We start from the raw sequence: 19890 nt of genomic DNA on the forward strand, positions 1-19890 counted from the left end.
TGACAGAATTACTTTTCTGGCACCACATTCAGCAGGGTGGTCAGCAGTTTCCAGTAAAGGCCAACGCTTTCGATGTGAACCTGCTCATCCGGCGAGTGCGGCCCGGTGATGGTCGGCCCAATCGATACCATATCCATCTCCGGATACGGTTTTTTGAACAGACCACACTCCAGACCGGCGTGGATCACCTGAATGTTCGGGGTCTTATCAAACAGCGCGATATAGGTCTGACGGGTCAGCGCCATAATGGCGGAGTCCGCATCAGGCTGCCAGCCTGGGTAGCCGCCTTTCGCTTTGGTCTGTGCACCGGCCAGCTGGCCCAATGAGGTCAGCATCTGCACCACATAATCGCGGCCGGTGTCGATCAGCGAACGGATCAGGCAGTTGATTTCTGCATGATCGGCTTCCATGGTCACCACACCGATATTCAGTGAGGTTTCTACTACGCCTTTCGCCACGTCGGAGTTGCGGATCACACCGTTTGGCATGCTGTTGAGCAGGTTCAGGAAGCGATCGCGGCTGTCAGCGTTCAGAGCATCACCCTGATGCGCCAGCGGCTCTGTGACCAGTGCGATGTTCGGCTCTTTGATGCCGTGCTCATTTTTGATGGCGCTCAGGAAGTGCGCCGCCGCTGATTTCAGCGCATCCGCTTTGTGGCTCTCGACCGCCACGGTAGCGAAGGCTTCACGCGGGATCGCGTTGCGCAGCGTACCGCCGCTGAAGGCCAGCAGACGCAGATCCAGTTCAGCAGCGTGTGCCGCCAGGAAGCGCGCCAGCAGTTTGTTGGCGTTGCCGAGGCCCATATGAATATCGGCACCGGAGTGACCGCCACGCAATCCTTTCAGCGTCAGCTTCAGGGTCTGGAATTCAGCAGGCACCGCTTCACGGGTCAGCGGCAGGGTGGTGACAAAGTCGATACCGCCCGCGCAGCCCATGTAGATCTCACCTTCTTCTTCGGAGTCGGTGTTGATCAGGATTTCTGCCTGCAGCCAGTTGGGTTGCAGACCGAATGCGCCATCCATACCGGTCTCTTCAGTCATGGTCAGCAGCACTTCCAGCGGGCCATGCGTCAGGCTGTTGTCAGCCAGTACTGCCAGCGCAGAAGCCATACCGATGCCGTTGTCCGCGCCCAGCGTGGTGCCGCGCGCTTTCACCCACTCACCGTCAACCCAGGGCTGAATCGGATCTTTGGTGAAGTCATGAACGGTGTCGTTATTTTTCTGCGGCACCATATCCAGATGCGCCTGTAGCGCAACCGGGGTACGGTTTTCCATGCCTGCGGTGGCGGGCTTACGAATCAGGATGTTGCCGACCTGATCGCGCTCACACCAGAAGCCTTGCTCTTTGGCCCAGCCGACGATGTAACTCGCCAGCGCTTCTTCGTGAAAAGAGGGATGGGGAATAGAGCAGATCTTAGCGAAAATATCCCACAGCGGCTGTGGAGAGAGTTGAGACAATTCAGACACGACAGGTCTCCTGTGTCAGTGTACCGGCGAGGCCGGACATCGCGAGTTTCCAGTGAAAAATCGCCGTCAGAGAATCTGACGAGCCAGGCCCGAGAATATCACTGTTTTCTACCGGGTGCGCTCTCAGACGCGCTAAAAAGCCGCAACCAGTGCGCGGGTGCTGGTTTTTAGTGCGTCAACTCCTTATAATCTCGCGCAACCTTTTCCCCGTTGCACATTTTTACGCCACCTCGGTTGGCTGGGATTTCTATTCTATGAGCGAAAAATACGTCGTTACCTGGGACATGCTTCAGATTCATGCCCGTAAACTGGCCCAGCGCCTGCTTCCTGTTGAACAGTGGAAAGGCATTATCGCGGTGAGCCGCGGCGGTCTGGTACCGGCTTCGCTGCTGGCACGTGAACTGGGTATCCGCTACGTCGATACCGTCTGCATCTCCAGCTATGACCACGATCATCAGCGCGAAATGAAAGTTCTGAAGCGCGCAGAAGGCGACGGTGAAGGCTTTATCGTGATCGATGACCTGGTGGATACCGGCGGCACTGCCCAGGCGATTCGCGAGATGTATCCGAAAGCGCGTTTCTGCACCATTTTCGCTAAACCGGCCGGTCGCTCACTGGTTGATGATTATATTGTCGATATTCCGCAGGATACCTGGATCGAGCAGCCGTGGGATATGGGCGTGGTCTACATCCCGCCGATTGTTAAAAGCTGATTGATATGCATCAGACAACGCCCGGTTTTCCGGGCGTTGTGCTTTCTGTGCCTCGCACCCCGAATTGCCGTACAGTACACTTAGCCATCGCCGTTTCTGTTGCAGGAGAAGTGAGTATGTCGAGCAAAAATCTCAGCGAGGAGTTGTTCAAACCGCGCTTTAAACATCCTGAAACCTCAACCCTGGTTCGCCGCCACCATCATGCTACTTCGGATGTCCACTCAGCCCTGGATGGTGACAGCCAGCGTGGCTGGTATCGTATGCTGAATAAGCTGATGTGGACATGGCGTGGCCTGACGCCGCAGGAGATCAGCGAAGTGCTGGCTCGGATTGCCATCAGCAATGTTGAACATACTGATGAGACGCTGCTCGACACTGTAATCGGTTTTCGCGGCGGCAACTGGCATTTCGAATGGTGTAAACAGGCGGGTATCTGGCAGCAGAAAGCGCTGGAGGCCACCGACGACAGCGAGGCGGGCGACTACTGGCTACACGCGGCGCATCTCTATAGCGTTGCGGCCTATCCCTATATAAAAGGGGATGAGCTGGCCGACCAGGCGCAGACGCTGGCGAACCGCGCCTATGAAGAGGCGACTCAACGCCTGCCGGGCGAGCTGAAACCGCTGACGTTCGCCATTCAGGGTGGCAGCCCGGTTAACGGCTTTCTGCACATGCCGCCTGACGTTGAAGCGCCTTATCCCACCGTGCTGTTCTGTGGCGCGCTCGACTCATTACAGAGCGATCACTATCGCCTGTTCCATGATTACCTTGCCCCGCGCGGCATCGCCATGCTGACCATTGATGTGCCGTCGGTAGGCAACTCGGTGAAATGGACGCTGAATCAGGACACCAGCTTTCTGCATCAGCAGGTGCTGCGCGATCTGAAAAACGTGCCCTGGATCGACCATACCCGCGTGGCGGCGTTTGGTTATCGCTTTGGCGCTAACGTGGCCGTACGACTGGCCTATCTGGAATCGCAGCGGCTGCGTGGGGTCGCCTGTCTTGGCCCGATTGTGCATGCGCTGCTGACGCAGACAGCGTTGCAGGATGAGATCCCGGATATGTATATGGATATGCTGGCGAGCCGGCTGGGCATGGCAACCGCTTCTGACAGTGCGCTGCGTACCGAACTCAATCGATATTCGCTGAAAACTCAGGGATTGCTGGGCCGCCGGACGCCGACACCCATGCTGTCGGGCTACTGGCAAAACGATCTTTTCAGCCCGGAAGAGGAGAGCAAGCTGATCGCTAACTCTTCGTCAGATGGCAAAGCGTTGCTGATTCCGGTGAAGCCGATGATGGCCAGTTTCGACAAGGCGCTGAATGAAATTTGCGACTGGCTGGAGAAGCGTTTAAAAAGGTAACTGGCAAAATTTACAGTATTTGCTACAACTAGTAGCGGAATTCTTCCGGGCTGCCGTTAAGCGAAACATGACATCCCCTGGCCGTCCGGAAAATCAAGGCTGTATAGCGGTCAAAATCTATGGAGATTCAGCATGACGTTACCAAGTGGTCATCCCCGCAGTCGCCTGCTTAAGCGCTTTACGGAGCTTGGGCCTTATATTCGCGATGGGAAATGTGGCGAAACCCGGTTCTTTTTCGACTGCCTGGCTGCCTGCGTTAATGTGAAACCGGCACCGGAACTGCGTGAGTTCTGGGGCTGGTGGATGGAGCTGGAAGCGCAGGCTGACCACTTTACCTATGTCTACCATATCGGTCTGTTCGATAAAGAGGGTGACTGGTCGGTGGCAACCATCAAAGGCAAAGAGAATACGGCGCGCGTGGAAGAGACCTTACGGAATTTCCATACCCGTCTGAAAGCGATGCTGAAAGAGTTCGAGCTGGATCTGATTCCGGCCAGCGATTTCGATGAGAAACCGGTGAAGCTGAGCGCCTGATTGGGTGTTTAGAGATTAAAGGGTGAGTTAAAACGCTTGCCCACAAACTGCTGACAAATCTCAAGTAGGGTGAATCTGGCAGCAACGAATAAGCTCAACGCGCAGGGAACACGGGCAGAAGAGGAAAGCGTCCCGCGCCAGGGACGGCGCGGGCCGAGCGTGTCAGGGATGACGGATTTTGCGTCTTTCCGATCTGACCGTGTTCCCTGCGCAGCTCGATCTCATAGCAGAGCGGGCCAGATGTTGTTAACAAGCAAAGGGCGCGTTGAAAAACGCGCCCTTTTTCATGCTCATACATTCTGTAGCTTATGCTGTCCGGCATTAGCCTGAAATCAGAACTGGTAAGTCACACCCATCGCGACCACGTCATCGTTGTTAATCGACAGCGCGTTGTCATCATCCAGCTGGTTGATTTTGTAATCAACGAAGGCGGACATATTTTTGTTGAAGTAGTAGGTCGCGCCCACGTCGATATATTTCACCAGATCCGCATCGCCGATACCGTTTTCGATATCTTTGCCTTTGGTCTGTACATAGCCAATAGAAGGACGCAGGCCGAAATCAAACTGATACTGCGCCACCAGTTCGATGTTCTGCGCTTTGTTGGCTGCGCCCGCGACGGTAGCACCGGTGTTACGGTTGGTGCCGCTGATTGGTGTCATGTTGCGGGTATCGGTATAGATCGCCGCCAGGTAGACGCTGTTGGCATCATACTTCACGCCTGCGCCCCAGGAATCCGCACGGTCACCGCCGCCATAGGCACGTGCCTGCTGCTGGTTGGTACGGTCAGAAGAGGTGATGGCACTCATCAGGCTCACACCGGAATCACCCAGGGCATAGCCCAGTGAGGCACCGTAGCCGTCGCCATTCTGACGGTTAATGTCGGTGCGGGTGTTGGCGCTGGTGGCGTCGTTTTTACCCTGATACTGCAACGCAAACTTCAGCCCATCGACCAGACCAAAGAAGTTGTTGTTACGGTAAGTCGCCACACCGGTAGCGCGCTGAGTCATAAAGTTATCGGAACGGGCTGTACCGTCACCGCCGAATTCCGGGAACACGTCGGTCCAGGCCTCAACGTCATACAGCACACCGTAGTTACGACCGTAATCGACCGAACCATACTGCGAGAATTTCAGACCAGCAAACCCAAGGCGGGTTTTGTTGCCATTGTTGGCGTCGCTGCCTTCGGAGTTATTGACGTTGTACTGATATTCCCACTGACCATAACCGGTCATCAGGTCGTTAATCTGTGTCTGACCCTTAAAACCGATACGGGTATAGGACTTGTCTCCATCCTGGCTGGCATTATCGCTGATGTAGTGCTCAGCTTTAACTTTGCCGTATAAGTCCAGTTTGTTGCCATCTTTGTTATAGATTTCGGCAGCCTGCGCGGCGGATGCCAGCGTCAGCGTGGAGAGGATCATGGCCAGTGTGCTTTTCTTCATTTGCTATCAATCCCAATGTGAACGCCGTAAAAAAATGAAAGTTTTTGTAAAGCACGGACTTTTTACCCGTCGGCGATGAAGTTTTTATGACACTTTTCATGATTTCTTGTTAACCCTGAACTTTTGGTCTACGTCCTTGTCCGCGTAAATTCGTGCTTTTCCCCTGCTGGCTGTTGGCTTCCTTATCGACTCCTGTTAAAACGTCCTTTCGTAAAAATTTTTCACTACGGCAGGAAATATGAGTGGCAGTCAGACCTTAGTGGTCAAGTTGGGTACCAGCGTTCTCACCGGCGGCTCCCGCCGGCTGAATCGGGCGCACATGGTGGAACTGGTTCGTCAGTGTGCGCAGCAGCACGCGGCGGGCCACCGCATTGTGATTGTGACCTCTGGCGCGATGGCCGCCGGACGCGAACATCTGGGTTACCCCGAACTGCCACCCACCATCGCCTCAAAGCAGCTGCTGGCTGCTGTGGGGCAGAGCCGCCTGATTCAGCTGTGGGAACAGCTGTTCTCAATCTACGGTATCCATATTGGTCAGATGTTGCTGACCCGTGCCGACATGGAAGATCGCGAGCGCTTCCTTAATGCCCGCGACACGCTGCGCGCGCTGCTGGATAACCACATAGTGCCGGTGATCAATGAGAACGATGCCGTCGCCACCGCTGAAATCAAAGTGGGTGACAACGACAATCTCTCAGCGCTGGCGGCGATGCTCGGCGGTGCCGACAAGCTGCTGCTGCTGACCGACCAGCAGGGACTGTTCACCGCCGATCCGCGTAACAATCCTGAGGCTGAGCTGATCAGTGATGTCCATGTGATCGATGATGCGTTGCGTGCCCTGGCGGGCGACAGCGTATCGGGTCTCGGCACTGGCGGCATGTCGACCAAGCTTCAGGCGGCGGATGTCGCCTGCCGCGCCGGTATCGATGTGATCATCGCCTCAGGCAGTCGCAGCGGCGTAATCAGCGATGTTATTGACGGCAAGCCGGTCGGTACGCGCTTTCATGCGCAGCAATCGCCGCTGGAAAATCGTAAACGCTGGATTTTCGGTGCGCCTCCGGCAGGTGAACTCACCGTCGATGATGGTGCGCTGGCAGCAATTATTGAACGCGGCAGTTCGCTGCTACCGAAAGGGATCCGTGCTATCCAGGGGAATTTCTCACGTGGGGAAGTGATCCGTATCCGCAGTTTGCAGGGCAGGGATATCGCGCATGGTGTTTCACGCTACAACAGCGACGCGATGCGGATGATTGCCGGTCATCACAGCCAGCAGATCAGCGAAATCCTGGGCTATGAATATGGCCCGGTGGCGGTTCACCGCGACGACATGATCGTCAGTTAAGGAGCGGACAATGCTAGAAGAGATGGGAAAAGCGGCGCGCGCCGCAGCTTACACCGTGGCCGATCTGTCGACGGCAGAGAAAAATCAGGTTCTGATGACCATTGCCGACCGTCTGGAGGCGGAAAGCGCACACATTCTGGCGGCCAATGAGCTGGATTTAGCCGATGCGCGTCAGAACGGCATGAGCGCCGCGCTGCTGGACCGGCTGACACTCAATCCGCAACGCCTCGGCAGCATCGCCAGCGATGTGCGCCAGGTCTGTCAGCTGGCCGATCCGGTGGGGCAGTTAATTGACGGCGGTCAGCTCGACAGCGGGCTGCGCATTGAGCGTCGTCGCGTGCCGCTGGGCGTGGTGGCTGTGATCTACGAGGCGCGTCCCAACGTCACGGTGGACGTCGCCACTCTGTGCCTGAAAACCGGTAACGCCGCCATTCTGCGCGGTGGTAAAGAGACCTGGCGCACCAATGCGGCCACCGTCCGGGTGATCCAGAACGCGCTGAAACAGCACGGTCTGCCTGCGGCGATCGTTCAGGCGATCGAAAATCCGGATCGCGAGCTGGTGAATCAGCTACTGAAGCTGGATCGCTACGTCGATATGCTGATCCCGCGTGGCGGAGCCGGGCTGCATAAGCTGTGCCGGGAAAACTCCACTATTCCGGTGATCACCGGCGGCATCGGCGTTTGTCATATCTATATTGATGAGACGATGGAGATCGAACCTGCACTTGATCTGATCGTCAACGCCAAGAAACAGCGTCCCAGCGCCTGTAACTCACTGGAGACGCTGCTGGTGGATCAGGCGATTGCCGATCGTTTCCTGCCCGCCTTCAGCGCGCGTATGGCACAGGAAGCGATTGCGCTGCATGCTGACAGCAACGTGCTGGCGCAGCTGCAGCAAGGCCCGGCATCGGTCACGCAGGTGAATCCGCAGCAGTACAATGATGAGTGGCTGTCGCTGGATCTTAACGTCAAATTAGTGGCGGATATGGATGAGGCGATCGATCATATTCGTACGCATGGCACGCAGCACTCGGATGCCATCCTGACCCGTAATACCCGTAACGCCGCGCGTTTTGTCCGTCAGGTCGACTCCTCAGCGGTCTATGTCAACGCAAGCACCCGCTTCACCGATGGCGGACAGTTTGGCCTGGGTGCCGAAGTGGCGGTCAGTACCCAGAAACTGCATGCTCGTGGCCCGATGGGATTAGAGGCGCTGACGACCTATAAATGGATAGCATGGGGCGACGATACGCTCCGGCCATAACTGCCATAATTTTTAACAAAGCGGGAGTCTTTCAGAGACTCCCGTTTTTTTTAGCTCCATTTTCCGGTCCAGTGAAAGATAGAGTTTTCTGCGCATCAGCTTAATTTCCGTTCCGGTCTCGTCACTACTGGCCATTATTCTGGCTGATATTCACGCAATTTTTTACGGAACATTCCTGAAAGCCGGGGCTGTACGCGGCCTGAGGCAATATTTTTTGTCCAGCCGCGGGCTGAAGCGGATAATGATTATCAGGAATGCTTGATAAAGCGGTTAGGTAGTAAACGAGCGGTAATATAAAATGAACTGGTAGCAATAATGAAAATAACATCCAGTATCTCTTCTATGGCTGATTATTAACTAATGGTTAAAAAAGAAAGTACAAGACAAGCTTTCACCGCCAGGCTGATAGCGGCCTGTGAGAGTGCCGGCATTGCCGGACATGGACGAAACAAACAGGTTGCCAGGGCTCTGCAGCAGCAAGGCTGTAAGATTTCAACGCCGGGAGTGTGGAAGTGGTTTAACGCGCAGTCAGTGCCGGATGGCGGCAATTTACTGGCTCTCAGCCAGCTGCTGGGCGTCAGGGTTGAGTGGCTGCAATACGGTATGGAACAACCTGCTGAACCGGTGACGCTAAGTGCGCTCACCGGTCAGAAGAATGTGTTTCGGATTGATAGCCTCGACATTGGTCAGCGAAGTGCTGCAGGCCTGCCCGCGCGTGATGAGTTTGTCGAGACTATCCAGGCGATCGAATATGGTCTGGATGAGGCGCGGGTGCTGTTCAACGGGCGCCCGGCGGAAAACATCCGGTTAATCGCTATCAACAGTGACTCCATGGCTGACACCTTTGCGCCGCGCGATCAGCTGTTTGTGGATATCAGCGTGCGGATGTTCGACGGCGACGGCATCTATATTTTCACCCTCGATGAGCAGCTCTATCTCAAGCGCCTGCAGCTGCAGCATAAGAAAATCGCTGTAATATCAGATAATAAGCGTTATGAAACCTGGTATCTCAATCATGATGACGTCACCAGCCTGAAGGTACTGGCCAAAGTGATCATGAGCCAGGCGCGACATTATCAAATCCTCGGTTAAGGCCACTTCTGCCGGTTTTTTCAGGAAGGCTGAAAAAAAAATAATCGGCATAAATTCATAAATTTAACCAGCGGTAAATAAAAAATTAACCAACAGTGTTTGATAAAGCATAAGAACCTGTTAATAATTTGGATATGGATGAACGAAGCAGTTCTTTCAGGGACGAGCCGCTCTTAAACAATTGAGGCGCTGCACAAGCGCGAATCATACCACCCCAAAGTTAGTGAACTTTGGGATGGGGTGGATGCGCAAAATGCAGCGTCGTCAGATGCCGTTTATTTCCCCTCGCTTACTTTCCACCTGACTGCTAATGCAGCCGGGCGGTAAGCGTGCGACCGTGATACGCGACATTCGGGCCCGTTCGGTTCGCCGAAAGCTCGCGCCTGCCACCCCATCGCCAAAGACTCATTCACAGGAGGAGTTATGGCGATAATTCACTATGGCAAAAGCGTTTTTATAGGCAACGCACGTACTCGTCGCCACCGGCGGCGCCAACCTCTCAGCAGCCTGACACAGAGCATCGACGAGGCCCTGAACTTCCCAACTGAAACACCCACCCTGAGACGTGCAGAGCAAATCTGCCAGCGTCAGGTCGCCCCGCGCGTTGACCGCGCAATTACTGCACCCCGCGTCACCAGTCAGGAAACACCCAGTTTCGACAATTGCTGTCTTCCGCACGTTCATCTCTACGCCGTGAGCTGAAACGCGCAGAAAACGCATTTTTCCGTTCCGGCTAACTCTTCGCTTTCTCCAGTTCTCACTGGGCGCAATTTGCTGAATTACTGTTCAGTTTTGCTGCAGGGTCAGTAAGGCCTTCTGCTGCGCCGTGCTGAGTAATGATCAGCGAGCGTTATGTATTTCTTTTCACAAGGCTGAGTTGCTTTAACTCGTCATTGAGGAGTCGTTATGAGCCAGATAATCGCAGTACTGAATTTTGAAGAGGGGTATGTCGACACGCCCTATCTCGACACGCTGGGCTTTCCCACTGTGGCCGGCGGCATTCGCATTGGACCCAAGGGGGCGTCTCTGAGTAATTACGCTTTCCGCGTGCCACGGCGCGTCGGTGATGTCTGGAAGCAGTGCATTCTTGAAAACAAAATTCAGGAGATGCAGGGCAGGGAGCTGCTGCGTAATGCGCTGGCGAAGTGCAACGACGCCCGCACCGACGTGCTGCTGAGCATGGCTTATCAGCTGGGCGTCGAGGGCGTCCTGCAGTTCAAAAACATGCTCAGCGCGATCGTGGCTGAACAGTTTAATGATGCGGCTGACGCGATGATGAACAGCCTCTGGGCCCGTCAGACGCCGGGCCGCGCCAGACGTCACGCGGAGATGATGCGCAGCGGAACCTATGCGGTTTACAGGGGGTTGCTATGAGATGGCTCATGTTTCTCACAGCCGTGCTGACGGCAATCATCATTCTGCTGCTGCTGCAGCGCTTTACCACCCTGCAGTTTGTCTCTCATGCCCGTCTGCTTTTCAAAACCTGGTCTGTCTGGCTTGCGTCGCTGGGTTCCATGCTCAGCGCCTGGGCGCAGTCGTTTCCTTCGGCCGCCGTTGATGCCTGGAGTGCACTGCCCGAAGACGTTAAAGCGATTCTGCCGCACAACTACCTCGGGCTGGTGGGCGCCTTCATGGTGGCGATGGGGGTGATTGCACAATTTGTTCGTCAGAAAAACCTGCTCAATGCGAAGGAGCAGTCTGAAGGAGCGAAGCCATGACTCTGATTACCACCTTACTGGGCGGCAGCTGGCACTGGCTCGCCGCGCTGGCTGGCGTCATTGCGGCACTGGCCGCCAGTTATTTCGGCGGCAAGAAAATCGGCAAAGTGCAGCAAAAAGCGCGTTCTGACGTCGATAACGCGCAACAGGAGGCGTCCCGCGTCACCGCGGTGGCGCAACAGCAACAACATAACCGCGAGGAGGCTAACCGTGTGGCGACTGACAACCATAGCCTTGATGACGCTGCTGCTCGCGACAAGCTGCAGCAGTCGAAATACCACAAACCCTGAGCCGGTGGCGATCACCGACTCTGCCTGCGTACTTTTTTCCCCTCTTTATACCTACGGCGATGACGCGCAAAAAATGGACGTTCGTACGGTGCGCGCCATCAACACCCACAACGACATGTGGGACTCCCTTTGCGGCCATCCGGCTGCGGCTAAGTAGTGCGCTGATTTCAGCGCGATATCTCTATGATCCTGAGGAGGATTCTATGATCGAAGTTAACTCTTTTGCTGAACTGCGTACCACTGTTCCACCAAAATCAGGTGAAGTCGCGAGCCTTAAACGCTATTACGATAAGGATTCCAGCTTCCGTGGTGGCGCAGACTTTGTTGGTTTCCTCAGCACCACTCCGCTGAAAGATGATGGCGGTACGGTGGCGGTGGGTAACGGTTTCTACTGGAAGCGCACCATCAACGATCCCGCCGAAGTAAACATTCTGCACTTTGGCGCGAAAGGGGATGGCGTGACCGATGACACTGAAGCCTTTAAGCGGATGCTGGCATGGACACAGTCTTACAACGCCTACGCGAAAGCCATTCCGGTGCGTTTTCCGGGGGGCCGCTTCCTGATTTCACCCATCGATATCAGCGATACGGAGTTGTCGTTTTTTGGTCTGGCAGGCGATGATATCGAGCTCGGCTCGGCACCGCGCACCACCATTGTTTCTGATAAAAGCGCGAATACCGTGTTTAAGGTTAATGCGCGTCGAATCGTCATTAAAGGCATCTGCTGGCATGGACAGGCTAACGCCGGGACTGTCGACACCGCGGCCAAAGTCACCGTCACGCCTGAACAGTGCAGTAACACGCAGCCGTTCTTTGAAAATACCATTGTCGGAGGCCAGATCGTCAATATCTTCTGCTTCAAGGCGCAAAGTACCGGGGGAACCGTCTTTAAGCTGCAGGATACGCTCGACAGTAAGTTCGATCAGATTTACAGCTCCAATACCTTTTCACGGGTATTTGATGTCGGCTGGTCAAACACACCGAAGGGGAACTGGGACCACTCAACCGCCATTGAGCTGTGTAATGCCAACTTCCAGTCGGGCTATGGCGACGCGACGCTCTATATGCCACGCGTCACACAGGGGCTCATGCGTAACGTCTGGATTGAGCACACGACTAACCCAGGAGATCTGTCGGATGGCGGCTGGAACATCGAAACGCTCAACATTGAAGATTGCGGCACGCCGCTCAATCTCAATAATGCCCGCGTGGTGATGCGTCATATCAACCTGCAGGCGGGGGCGAAAATCACCAATGATCTGGCCGGAAGTAAGTGGTTATCGACCTTCGAATATGGCTATCGTCGGGATGAGAACTACGGCACGTTCATGACCGGTTCGCTGCGTGCCGGCTACTACAGCGGCTATAAAGTGGTGAACAACACCGATACCGACAACTGGTATCGGCTGGGGCAGCTCTATTTCCCGGCGCCTAACCAGCAATGGGTAATGGAGCTGATCGGGAAAGCGGATGCGACCACGCCCTCCGGCACTGCCGGTTCACCGGTAAATATGCCGGCTACAGGTAAAACCCTGATCAACCTCCAGCGACTGGAGACGGTCTGGGCCGATGCTTACCATATGGGGCAGCCTTCCGTGCTGGACATTCGTTATGGCCGGGTAGGGACCACCTATGCCGTAATCTGGGTCAAGCTGAGAGCGAACAGCGGCGAGACCATGTTCAACCTGAAGACGACCGGTCCGACCCGCTTCGATACCGGTTCCTGCTCGCTGTTCCAGGCTGATATGTCGGTGGTTACGGACATCACCAAAATCAGCAACCTGAAACCCGCTGCACGTTTTGGCATGCACAACGGGCTGGCGGGCATCGGGGCCAACGAAAAAGGGGTGGTTACGCTGGCTACTGCTGCGGGTACGCCGACTAATAAGACCGCTCCGACCGGTTTTGTGCTGATCAATATCAACGGCGTTGACCGTAAGGTTCCTTACTACGATTGATGATCGGCATGTTTTGGGCGAGGCTCCGGCCTCGCCCTTTTTTGATCTGACATTATCTCCGCTTCTTTTTACGTCGCCGGGAAAGTCACAGTTGCATTGTGAAGCCAGACAGTCTCCCTGACACAGCCTTTCGCCTTCATCCTCGTCAGCGGGCTGATTGCGATTAATTTGAATTACGGCTTGCGTCACTTTAAGAAGTGTGGCCTAATGAATCGTCGGTTTGATTAACAGACACTATCAAAGTAAGTAACCAAAGCAGTTCTCATCTCTAAGTTTGTCGCGAGACATCCCTTCTTTTTGAGTCTTCTCTTACGTTCTGATTAAAATCTGTTCTCAGGCCATTATGTATGCCGGAAGGCTCGATATATTAAGGATTTAAGCATGTCTAACAAAATTCGCGGTACCGTTAAATGGTTTAACGCAGAGAAAGGCTTCGGTTTCATTTCTCCTGCAGACGGCAGCAAAGATGTATTCGTACATTTCTCTGCAATCCAGGGCACCGATTTCCGTTCATTAGATGAAGGTCAGCAAGTTGAATTCACAGTAGAAAATGGCGCCAAAGGCCCAGCTGCTGCGAACGTTGTTGGTCTCTAAGGACTGAAAATTACTTTTAAATGTCCTCACTGTAGTGGCTCACAGTTTCGTACATCACATTTTGATGTTACAAGAGCCAACCCGCATGGAGCGAAATGCATTTTCTGCAAATCTGTCGTGGTTCAGGTGAACCTGGCAAGGATTGCAATTCAGAGCCAGCTTCGCGCTCTCTGATTAAGGCTAGTGAGCTTTATAGCGTTGTTGCATTTACAGTAATAAAAGGCTGCCTCTGGCAGCCTTTTTTGTTTCTGCGTTTCCTCCTTCTCAAACCTCACGCTTTATCCTTGTAACCTGCCTGTTTACTTTCACTTTCCCTGTGTATTTGCAATTCCCTTGTATAACGCTAACCGCTAACCGCTAACCGCTCTGTTGCCTGTAACCTATCCGCTCTTATCGTCACTATTCTTAAACTGGCCCGCCGAAGCAGGCCGTTGAGAGAGATTAACGCAGTACGGGTTGCAGTGAGAGCTTGCCGGTATTAAATACGCTCATCGCCTGCGCCATACGCTCTGCCTGATCCTGCAGCGCTTGTGAGGCGGCTGACGCTTCCTGTACCAGCGCGGCGTTCTGCTGCGTCACCGCTTCCATCTGGGTAATCGCCTGATTGATTTCATTGATGCCGCTGCTCTGCTCGCTGCTGGCAATGGTGATTTCGCTCATGATGTTTGCCACGCTCTGCACGCTGTTCACCACTTCGCCGATAGTTGAACCGGCGTGTGTCACCAGCTTGCTACCTTCATCGACTTTAGCGACGGAATCTTCAATCAGTACCTTAATCTCTTTGGCCGCTGAGGCTGAGCGCTGCGCCAGATTACGCACCTCACTCGCCACCACCGCAAAGCCACGACCCTGTTCACCCGCGCGTGCCGCTTCAACCGCGGCGTTCAGGGAGAGAATATTGGTCTGGAAGGCGATGGAGTCGATAACGCTGATGATATCGACAATTTTTCGTGAGGAGAGGGCGATCGCTTCCATCTTCTCAATGACCTGCTCCATTACCACGCCACCTTCACGCGCCACGCTGGAAGTGGTTGAAACCAGGTGATTGGCTTCACGCGCGTTGTCGGCATTGTGTTTCACGGTCGACGTCATCTGCTCCATGGCAGAGGCGGTCTCTTCCAGCGAACTGGCCTGCTGTTCGGTTCGGGTCGAAAGATCAAGGTTCCCGCTGGAGATCTGATTAGAGGCCACCGCAATAGTGTCGGAGCCGGTACGCACTTCGGTCACAATCGACAGCAGATTATCGTTCATTCGTTGCAGCGCCTGCATCAGGACGCCGGTTTCATCGCGTGAGGTCACCTGCATCTGTGAACTCAGATCGCCTGCGGCAACGCGTTCAGCAACGTCAACCGCTGCAACCAGCGGACGCACAATAGAACGGGTCAGGAAGTAGCCCAGCAGAATAGACGCCAGAATCGCCAGCGCGGAGAAAATCAGCGTAATGGAGATAGCCGACTGACCATTTTCCACAATACCCTGACCTTCACTGCGCAACTGTGCGTCCTGAGAGTTGGCAAAATCCACGGCATCCTGAAGGAATTTGTTCTGGGTGGCGGTCATCGATTTCAGGACATAGGTGCTGGCAGCCTCAAAATCGCCCGCTTTCACCAGGGTGATCAGCTCTGCTTTAACCTTCTCAAAAGCCTGGGAAGAGGCCAGCAGACCGGCGATCTTTTTCTTGCCGACGGGCGTGACCTGAATATCTTCGATCCTTTTCATTGCGCTGTTGGTGCGTTGCGTGGCTTCATCCAGCTGACCATAACGCTTCACATTCATTTCCGGACGTGTCGTGTCGATCACCATGCCGCGCAGGTATTTGATCTGATCGTTGACGCCATCGCGCACATCAAATGCCAGTCGTACTTTCACATAACGATCGTCAACGATCGAGGCGATCGCCGTATTAATGCTGTTAATCCTGGTTATGGATGTCACGCCAATCACTATCAGTAACGTCACAATAATACCGAAGGCTGCTGCGAGCCGCATTCCCACCTTCATATTCTTGATACTGAACATGTTCTCTTCCCCGTTTTATTATTAATCAATTTGTTAGCAACACTCAGGTTTCCTGCTGTTGTGCGCAGTGCCTTGCTGATGTCTGTGGTCACAGCCGCAGGCAAAAAGGTGATCTCGCGCATACTGTTATCGGAGCACGAAGTTGTACCTTTAATAATTTTTAAGTAATAACGCCGGGTGAATAAATAGTCAGTAAAAATCATCAGAAAGGGTTAAGTAATAACCAGAGGAAATTCAGACAAAAAAAAGGGCTGTCAGCAGTGATGCTGACAGCCCGATCCAGACAAGGATGAATGGATTCAGAAAACTAAGAAGTAGAGGCCTGTCCAGAACGCGACGCTTAACGTGACGGCGCTAATCCAGGCCAGCTGGCGTAAACGGCCACGCAGCACCTTTTGACGGGAAGGCGTAGCAGGTGCAGGCGTAACGGGTAAGGTTTCAATGTGCATAGTCGGTTCCTGATCAGGTCAGCCATTCCGCTGGCTAAAAAGTAAAAGCGTGCCGGGCATTCTTAGCGGCCCGCATTCGCTTAGCGGGCAGTGTCCAGTACGTTGAAAATCACGTCTGACAGCTCATTCAACTCGAACTTCGCCACATAGCCGTCGGCACCCACTTTGCGCACGTGATCTTCGTTGGCGCTGCCAGAGAGTGAGGAGTGAATGACGACCGGCAGAGCCTTGAGGATCGGGTCACGCTTGATGTTGCGGGTCAGCGTAAAACCATCCATCTCTGGCATTTCCAGATCGGTCAGCACCAGGGCGATTTTGTCGTGAATCGATTCGCCGGCAGCCTGCGCTTCCTGGCTCATCAATTTAATTTTTTCCCAGGCATCGAGACCGGTGTTAAACATCAGCGCCGGAATGCCCATACTCTTCAGACCCTGCTCCAGCAGCTGACGTGCGACTTTGGAATCTTCTGCCACAATCGCCACTGCACCTGGGCGGTAGTTGAAGGCACGCGGTCTGGCCGCTTCCGGTTCGACGCCGCGCACCGATGGGATGATGTCATACAGGATTTGCTCAACGTCCAGCACCATCGCCAGCTCGTTGCTCTGCTTGTCACTGTCCAGGCAGGCGATGCTGGTAATGTTGCGGCCGCCGATACCGGCTTCGGCGGTATGCACCTGGCTCCAGTCGAGACGCACAATGTTCTCAACTGACTCCACGGCAAACGCCTGGGTGTTACGGGCATACTCGGTGACCAGCAGCAGGTTAAGACCGGTTTCCGGCACACAACCCGCCACGGCAGGCAGGTCGATGACCGGAATGAACTGGCCGCGAATACTTGCCATACCCAGCAGCGGCGAACGCATACCTGCAGCTTTGGTGATAGTTGGCATCGGCACAATTTCACGCAGCTTGAAGACGTTAATGCCAAACAGTTCAGACTTGCCTTTCAGCTGATCGGAACCTAAGCGAAACAGCAGCAGCTCAAACTTGTTCGATAACGCGAGGTTCGCTCTCTCATCGATCTCTTTCTGAAAATTATCCATGGTTGCCTCTGCATTAACGCAGCTGGTGAAATAGGGTGTGAACAGGTTATCGGCAGCAAACGGAAAAAGGTGAGAAGAGAAGGGTGAAATAAAACGGACGCCAATTAATGTGCCAGGATTAACCCTGAAGGTTCAACATGGACACCTTTCCAATAAAGGAGTGTGAAATGAAAAAAGTGATTCTGGCGTCGTTGCTGGTGATGATGAGTGCGGGTGTTTCGGCCGAAGAGGGCGGATACAAAGCGGGCGATACGCCACCACCGCAACACAAGCAGGATGCCGGCTATAAAGGTTCAGAAGATACCGGTCAGACGCATATTGATCAGATCCGCGATTTCCGTCAGGGCGGATATGTGACGCTGGAAGGTTACATCGTGAAGAAAGAGCAGGGCGAACGGTATCAGTTCCGTGACAACACCGGTACCTTACCGATTATCGCGCCGAAGAAGACCTTTGGTGGTAAAACCTACACCGCAGAAGACAAAGTACGCGTCAGTGGCAAGGTACAGGGCAAAGGGGATAAAACCACGCTGCATGTGACCCAAATCGAAGAGCCGTAACAAACCGGGCGAGATAATCTTCTCGCCCGTTTTATTTAGTCCTTCAGCAGAATCGCCCGGCAGGTTTTGCCTTTGATTTTGCCCTGCTTGAGTTTAACCAGCGCATTTTTAGCCTGATTCGCCTCAATCGCCACGTAGGCATGGGTCGGCGTCAGGACAATTTTGCCGATCTGCTCGGCACGATAACCCGCTTCACCCGTCAGCGCGCCCAGAATATCTCCCGGACGTATCTTGGCTTTACGGCCACCATCAATGCACAAAGTCATCATAGCTGCAGGCAGCGGCTTGCTGCTGCCCTTTTTCAGCGTGCTGGCAGAGACCCACGGCAGCTTCTGCTGCAGGAAATCTTCCAGCGCATGCGCGCGAGCCATCTCATCGGCAGCAACCAGGCTGACCGCAACGCCATGTTCGCCCGCACGCGCCGTACGACCAATGCGGTGCAGGTGGATTTCAGGATCCCAGGCGAGCTGATAGTTAACCACCATCGCCAGCGATTTGATGTCGAGTCCGCGTGCAGCGACGTCGGTGGCGACCAGCACGCGACCACTGCCGTTAGCGAAGCGGATCAACACGCGTTCGCGATCGCGCTGCTCCAGATCGCCATGCAAGGGCAGGGCGCTGATATCACGCGCGTTAAGCGCCGCGGCGACATCATCACATTCACGTTTGGTGTTGCAGAAGACCACACAGGATGAGGGCTGGCGATCGCTGAGCAGAGCTATCAGCAGACCCAGTTTTTCATTGTGGCTGGCTTCGAAAAACTGCTGATCGATTGAAGGCAGTTCGCTGACATCTTCTGTCACCACGCTCAGCGCATCACGCTGAAAGCGGGTGCTGATAGCCGTAATGCCGTCTGGCCAGGTGGCGGAAAAGAGCAGCGTCTGGCGCGAGGCGGGCGTCGCTTCAATGATCGTTTCCATATCATTCAGGAAACCCATCTCCAGCATCCGATCGGCTTCATCCAGTACCAGCGTGCTGAGCTGGTCCAGCTTGAGGTTTTCGCGGTTGATGTGGTCGAGGATACGACCCGGCGTGCCGACCACGATATGGGGTGGATGCACCAGCGAATCACGCTGTGCGCTCATCGGCTGTCCGCCACACAGAGTGAGAACTTTGATGTTGCGGGTGAAGCGCGCCAGCTGGCGCAGCACATTGCCTACCTGATCCGCCAGTTCACGGGTCGGACAGAGAATCAGTGCCTGGGTCTGAAAGCGGGCGCTGTCGATATGGTGCAGTAAACCAATACCAAAGGCAGCCGTTTTACCGCTGCCGGTTTTCGCCTGCGCGCGCACGTCGCGTCCCTGCAGAATGGCGGGCAGCGTAGCGGCCTGCACGGGCGTCATGCTGGTGTAGCCCATCTCGCGCAGGTTTTCGAGCTGGCTGTCGGGAAGCGAATTGAGGGTAGAAAAAGCGGTCACGGGCGCGGCCTCTGAGGCTGAAAGTGTAGGGCATTATTGCGGGGCAAGTCTGGCAGAAAGCACGCCTGACAGCAACGGGAACCTCGATGGTTAGCAGTATGAAACTATATCTGTCAGAGGGCTTAGGAATAGACTGAAGTTTACGGGAAAAAGGTGGTTTATTTTTATAGATTAACCCCTACTCAATGTGATTGTTCCAGGATGAGGATCTTTTGAGGCCAGCGATTATTTGATAAGTAGCCGTTTTTAAATATTTATTTCATTGTTAATCAGATAAATCCTTAACTACTACTCCAGTAATAGAATTAATCATTAAAAAATATCACCACTGGTGCCGATAAAAATCCTGAGCTAATTGCTTTATATTTAGCGCGCCATATTCCTGGTACAACGACCGGTAGAGGGTATTTGCATTGAGTAATCGCATCCAGGGACCACATGAAAATGTGCTTAAAATAGTAGGCCGCGCCGTACTGACACTGCATGTTCATGGAGAGAGCTTATCGGCTGATAAGATCGCTTCGATGATTGCGTGTTATGCGGAAGATGAGCCCTGTGATCAGGAAGATCGTCGCTTATACGCGCTGGCAATGGAACTAATGTCGAATGATAAATGGGCCA

At 54.2% G+C, this 19890-nt stretch carries 20 protein-coding genes; 14 read left to right on the forward strand and 6 right to left on the reverse strand.

Going from position 1 to position 19890, the window contains the following annotated elements:
- Positions 1-8 precede the first annotated feature (8 nt).
- A complete protein-coding gene (pepD, locus tag LC417_RS21680; RefSeq protein ID WP_010671162.1) occupies positions 9-1466 on the reverse strand; it encodes a beta-Ala-His dipeptidase in 1458 nt (485 codons plus the stop codon).
- A gap of 254 nt (positions 1467-1720) precedes the next feature.
- Between pepD and gpt the strand changes: the two genes are divergently transcribed.
- From gpt to crl, 3 genes are all read left to right on the forward strand, one after another.
- Entirely contained in the window at positions 1721-2179 is a 459-nt protein-coding gene (gene gpt, locus LC417_RS21685; RefSeq protein WP_009091894.1) for a xanthine phosphoribosyltransferase, read from the forward strand.
- A gap of 116 nt (positions 2180-2295) precedes the next feature.
- Positions 2296-3543: an esterase FrsA gene (gene frsA, locus LC417_RS21690; RefSeq protein ID WP_033779697.1), complete on the forward strand. Its 1248-nt coding sequence runs from the start codon at positions 2296-2298 to the stop codon at positions 3541-3543.
- Between the two features lie 132 nt (positions 3544-3675).
- Positions 3676-4077: a sigma factor-binding protein Crl gene (crl, locus tag LC417_RS21695; protein WP_003851176.1), complete on the forward strand. Its 402-nt coding sequence runs from the start codon at positions 3676-3678 to the stop codon at positions 4075-4077.
- A gap of 332 nt (positions 4078-4409) precedes the next feature.
- Here crl and ompC read toward each other — a convergent pair whose 3' ends face one another.
- Positions 4410-5522 carry a porin OmpC gene (gene ompC / locus LC417_RS21700; RefSeq protein ID WP_010255197.1) on the reverse strand — a complete coding sequence of 371 codons (1113 nt, stop codon included), beginning with the start codon at positions 5520-5522 and terminating at the stop codon, positions 4410-4412.
- Positions 5523-5760: 238 nt separating this feature from the next.
- Between ompC and proB the strand changes: the two genes are divergently transcribed.
- From proB to LC417_RS21745, 10 genes are all read left to right on the forward strand, one after another.
- Positions 5761-6864, forward strand: coding sequence for a glutamate 5-kinase (gene proB / locus LC417_RS21705; protein WP_010255198.1), 1104 nt, complete (start codon positions 5761-5763; stop codon positions 6862-6864).
- Positions 6865-6874: 10 nt separating this feature from the next.
- Positions 6875-8128, forward strand: coding sequence for a glutamate-5-semialdehyde dehydrogenase (proA, locus tag LC417_RS21710; protein WP_223566347.1), 1254 nt, complete (start codon positions 6875-6877; stop codon positions 8126-8128).
- 360 nt (positions 8129-8488) lie between these two features.
- Complete coding sequence (locus LC417_RS21715) at positions 8489-9220, forward strand: S24 family peptidase (protein WP_010255201.1); 732 nt, start codon at positions 8489-8491, stop codon at positions 9218-9220.
- Positions 9221-9643: 423 nt separating this feature from the next.
- A complete protein-coding gene (locus LC417_RS22555) occupies positions 9644-9922 on the forward strand; it encodes a hypothetical protein (protein ID WP_071785064.1) in 279 nt (92 codons plus the stop codon).
- A gap of 204 nt (positions 9923-10126) precedes the next feature.
- On the forward strand, positions 10127-10594 hold the full coding sequence (locus tag LC417_RS21720; protein ID WP_010255203.1) for a glycoside hydrolase family protein: 468 nt from the start codon (positions 10127-10129) through the stop codon (positions 10592-10594).
- A complete protein-coding gene (locus LC417_RS21725) occupies positions 10591-10938 on the forward strand; it encodes a hypothetical protein (RefSeq protein WP_010255205.1) in 348 nt (115 codons plus the stop codon). The genes LC417_RS21720 and LC417_RS21725 overlap by 4 nt, the downstream gene beginning before the upstream one ends.
- A complete protein-coding gene (locus LC417_RS21730) occupies positions 10935-11228 on the forward strand; it encodes a hypothetical protein (protein ID WP_033766602.1) in 294 nt (97 codons plus the stop codon). Before LC417_RS21725 ends, LC417_RS21730 begins: the two co-directional genes overlap by 4 nt.
- Positions 11229-11431: 203 nt before the next feature.
- Positions 11432-13186, forward strand: coding sequence for a glycosyl hydrolase family 28-related protein (locus tag LC417_RS21735; protein ID WP_033779695.1), 1755 nt, complete (start codon positions 11432-11434; stop codon positions 13184-13186).
- Between the two features lie 381 nt (positions 13187-13567).
- The gene (gene cspA / locus LC417_RS21740; RefSeq protein ID WP_003854408.1) at positions 13568-13780 is read left to right on the forward strand and encodes an RNA chaperone/antiterminator CspA; all 213 of its coding nucleotides are present in this window, start codon (positions 13568-13570) and stop codon (positions 13778-13780) included.
- Positions 13781-13783: 3 nt separating this feature from the next.
- Positions 13784-13954: a cold-shock protein gene (locus tag LC417_RS21745; RefSeq protein ID WP_085978710.1), complete on the forward strand. Its 171-nt coding sequence runs from the start codon at positions 13784-13786 to the stop codon at positions 13952-13954.
- A gap of 267 nt (positions 13955-14221) precedes the next feature.
- Here LC417_RS21745 and LC417_RS21750 read toward each other — a convergent pair whose 3' ends face one another.
- The 3 genes from LC417_RS21750 to LC417_RS21760 form a co-directional block, all read right to left on the reverse strand.
- Positions 14222-15799, reverse strand: coding sequence for a methyl-accepting chemotaxis protein (locus LC417_RS21750; protein ID WP_010255214.1), 1578 nt, complete (start codon positions 15797-15799; stop codon positions 14222-14224).
- Between the two features lie 299 nt (positions 15800-16098).
- Complete coding sequence (locus tag LC417_RS21755) at positions 16099-16248, reverse strand: hypothetical protein (protein WP_022625169.1); 150 nt, start codon at positions 16246-16248, stop codon at positions 16099-16101.
- Between the two features lie 80 nt (positions 16249-16328).
- Positions 16329-17291 carry a chemotaxis protein gene (locus LC417_RS21760; RefSeq protein ID WP_010255217.1) on the reverse strand — a complete coding sequence of 321 codons (963 nt, stop codon included), beginning with the start codon at positions 17289-17291 and terminating at the stop codon, positions 16329-16331.
- A 167-nt stretch (positions 17292-17458) separates the two neighbouring features.
- Between LC417_RS21760 and LC417_RS21765 the strand changes: the two genes are divergently transcribed.
- On the forward strand, positions 17459-17851 hold the full coding sequence (locus LC417_RS21765; RefSeq protein WP_031590363.1) for a YgiW/YdeI family stress tolerance OB fold protein: 393 nt from the start codon (positions 17459-17461) through the stop codon (positions 17849-17851).
- 35 nt (positions 17852-17886) lie between these two features.
- Here LC417_RS21765 and dbpA read toward each other — a convergent pair whose 3' ends face one another.
- Positions 17887-19269, reverse strand: coding sequence for an ATP-dependent RNA helicase DbpA (gene dbpA, locus LC417_RS21770; protein WP_010255222.1), 1383 nt, complete (start codon positions 19267-19269; stop codon positions 17887-17889).
- Positions 19270-19890 lie beyond the last annotated feature (621 nt).

The sequence above is a fragment of the Pantoea sp. OVA07A genome, assembly GCF_019969975.1.
Lineage (GTDB): Bacteria > Pseudomonadota > Gammaproteobacteria > Enterobacterales > Enterobacteriaceae > Pantoea > Pantoea agglomerans.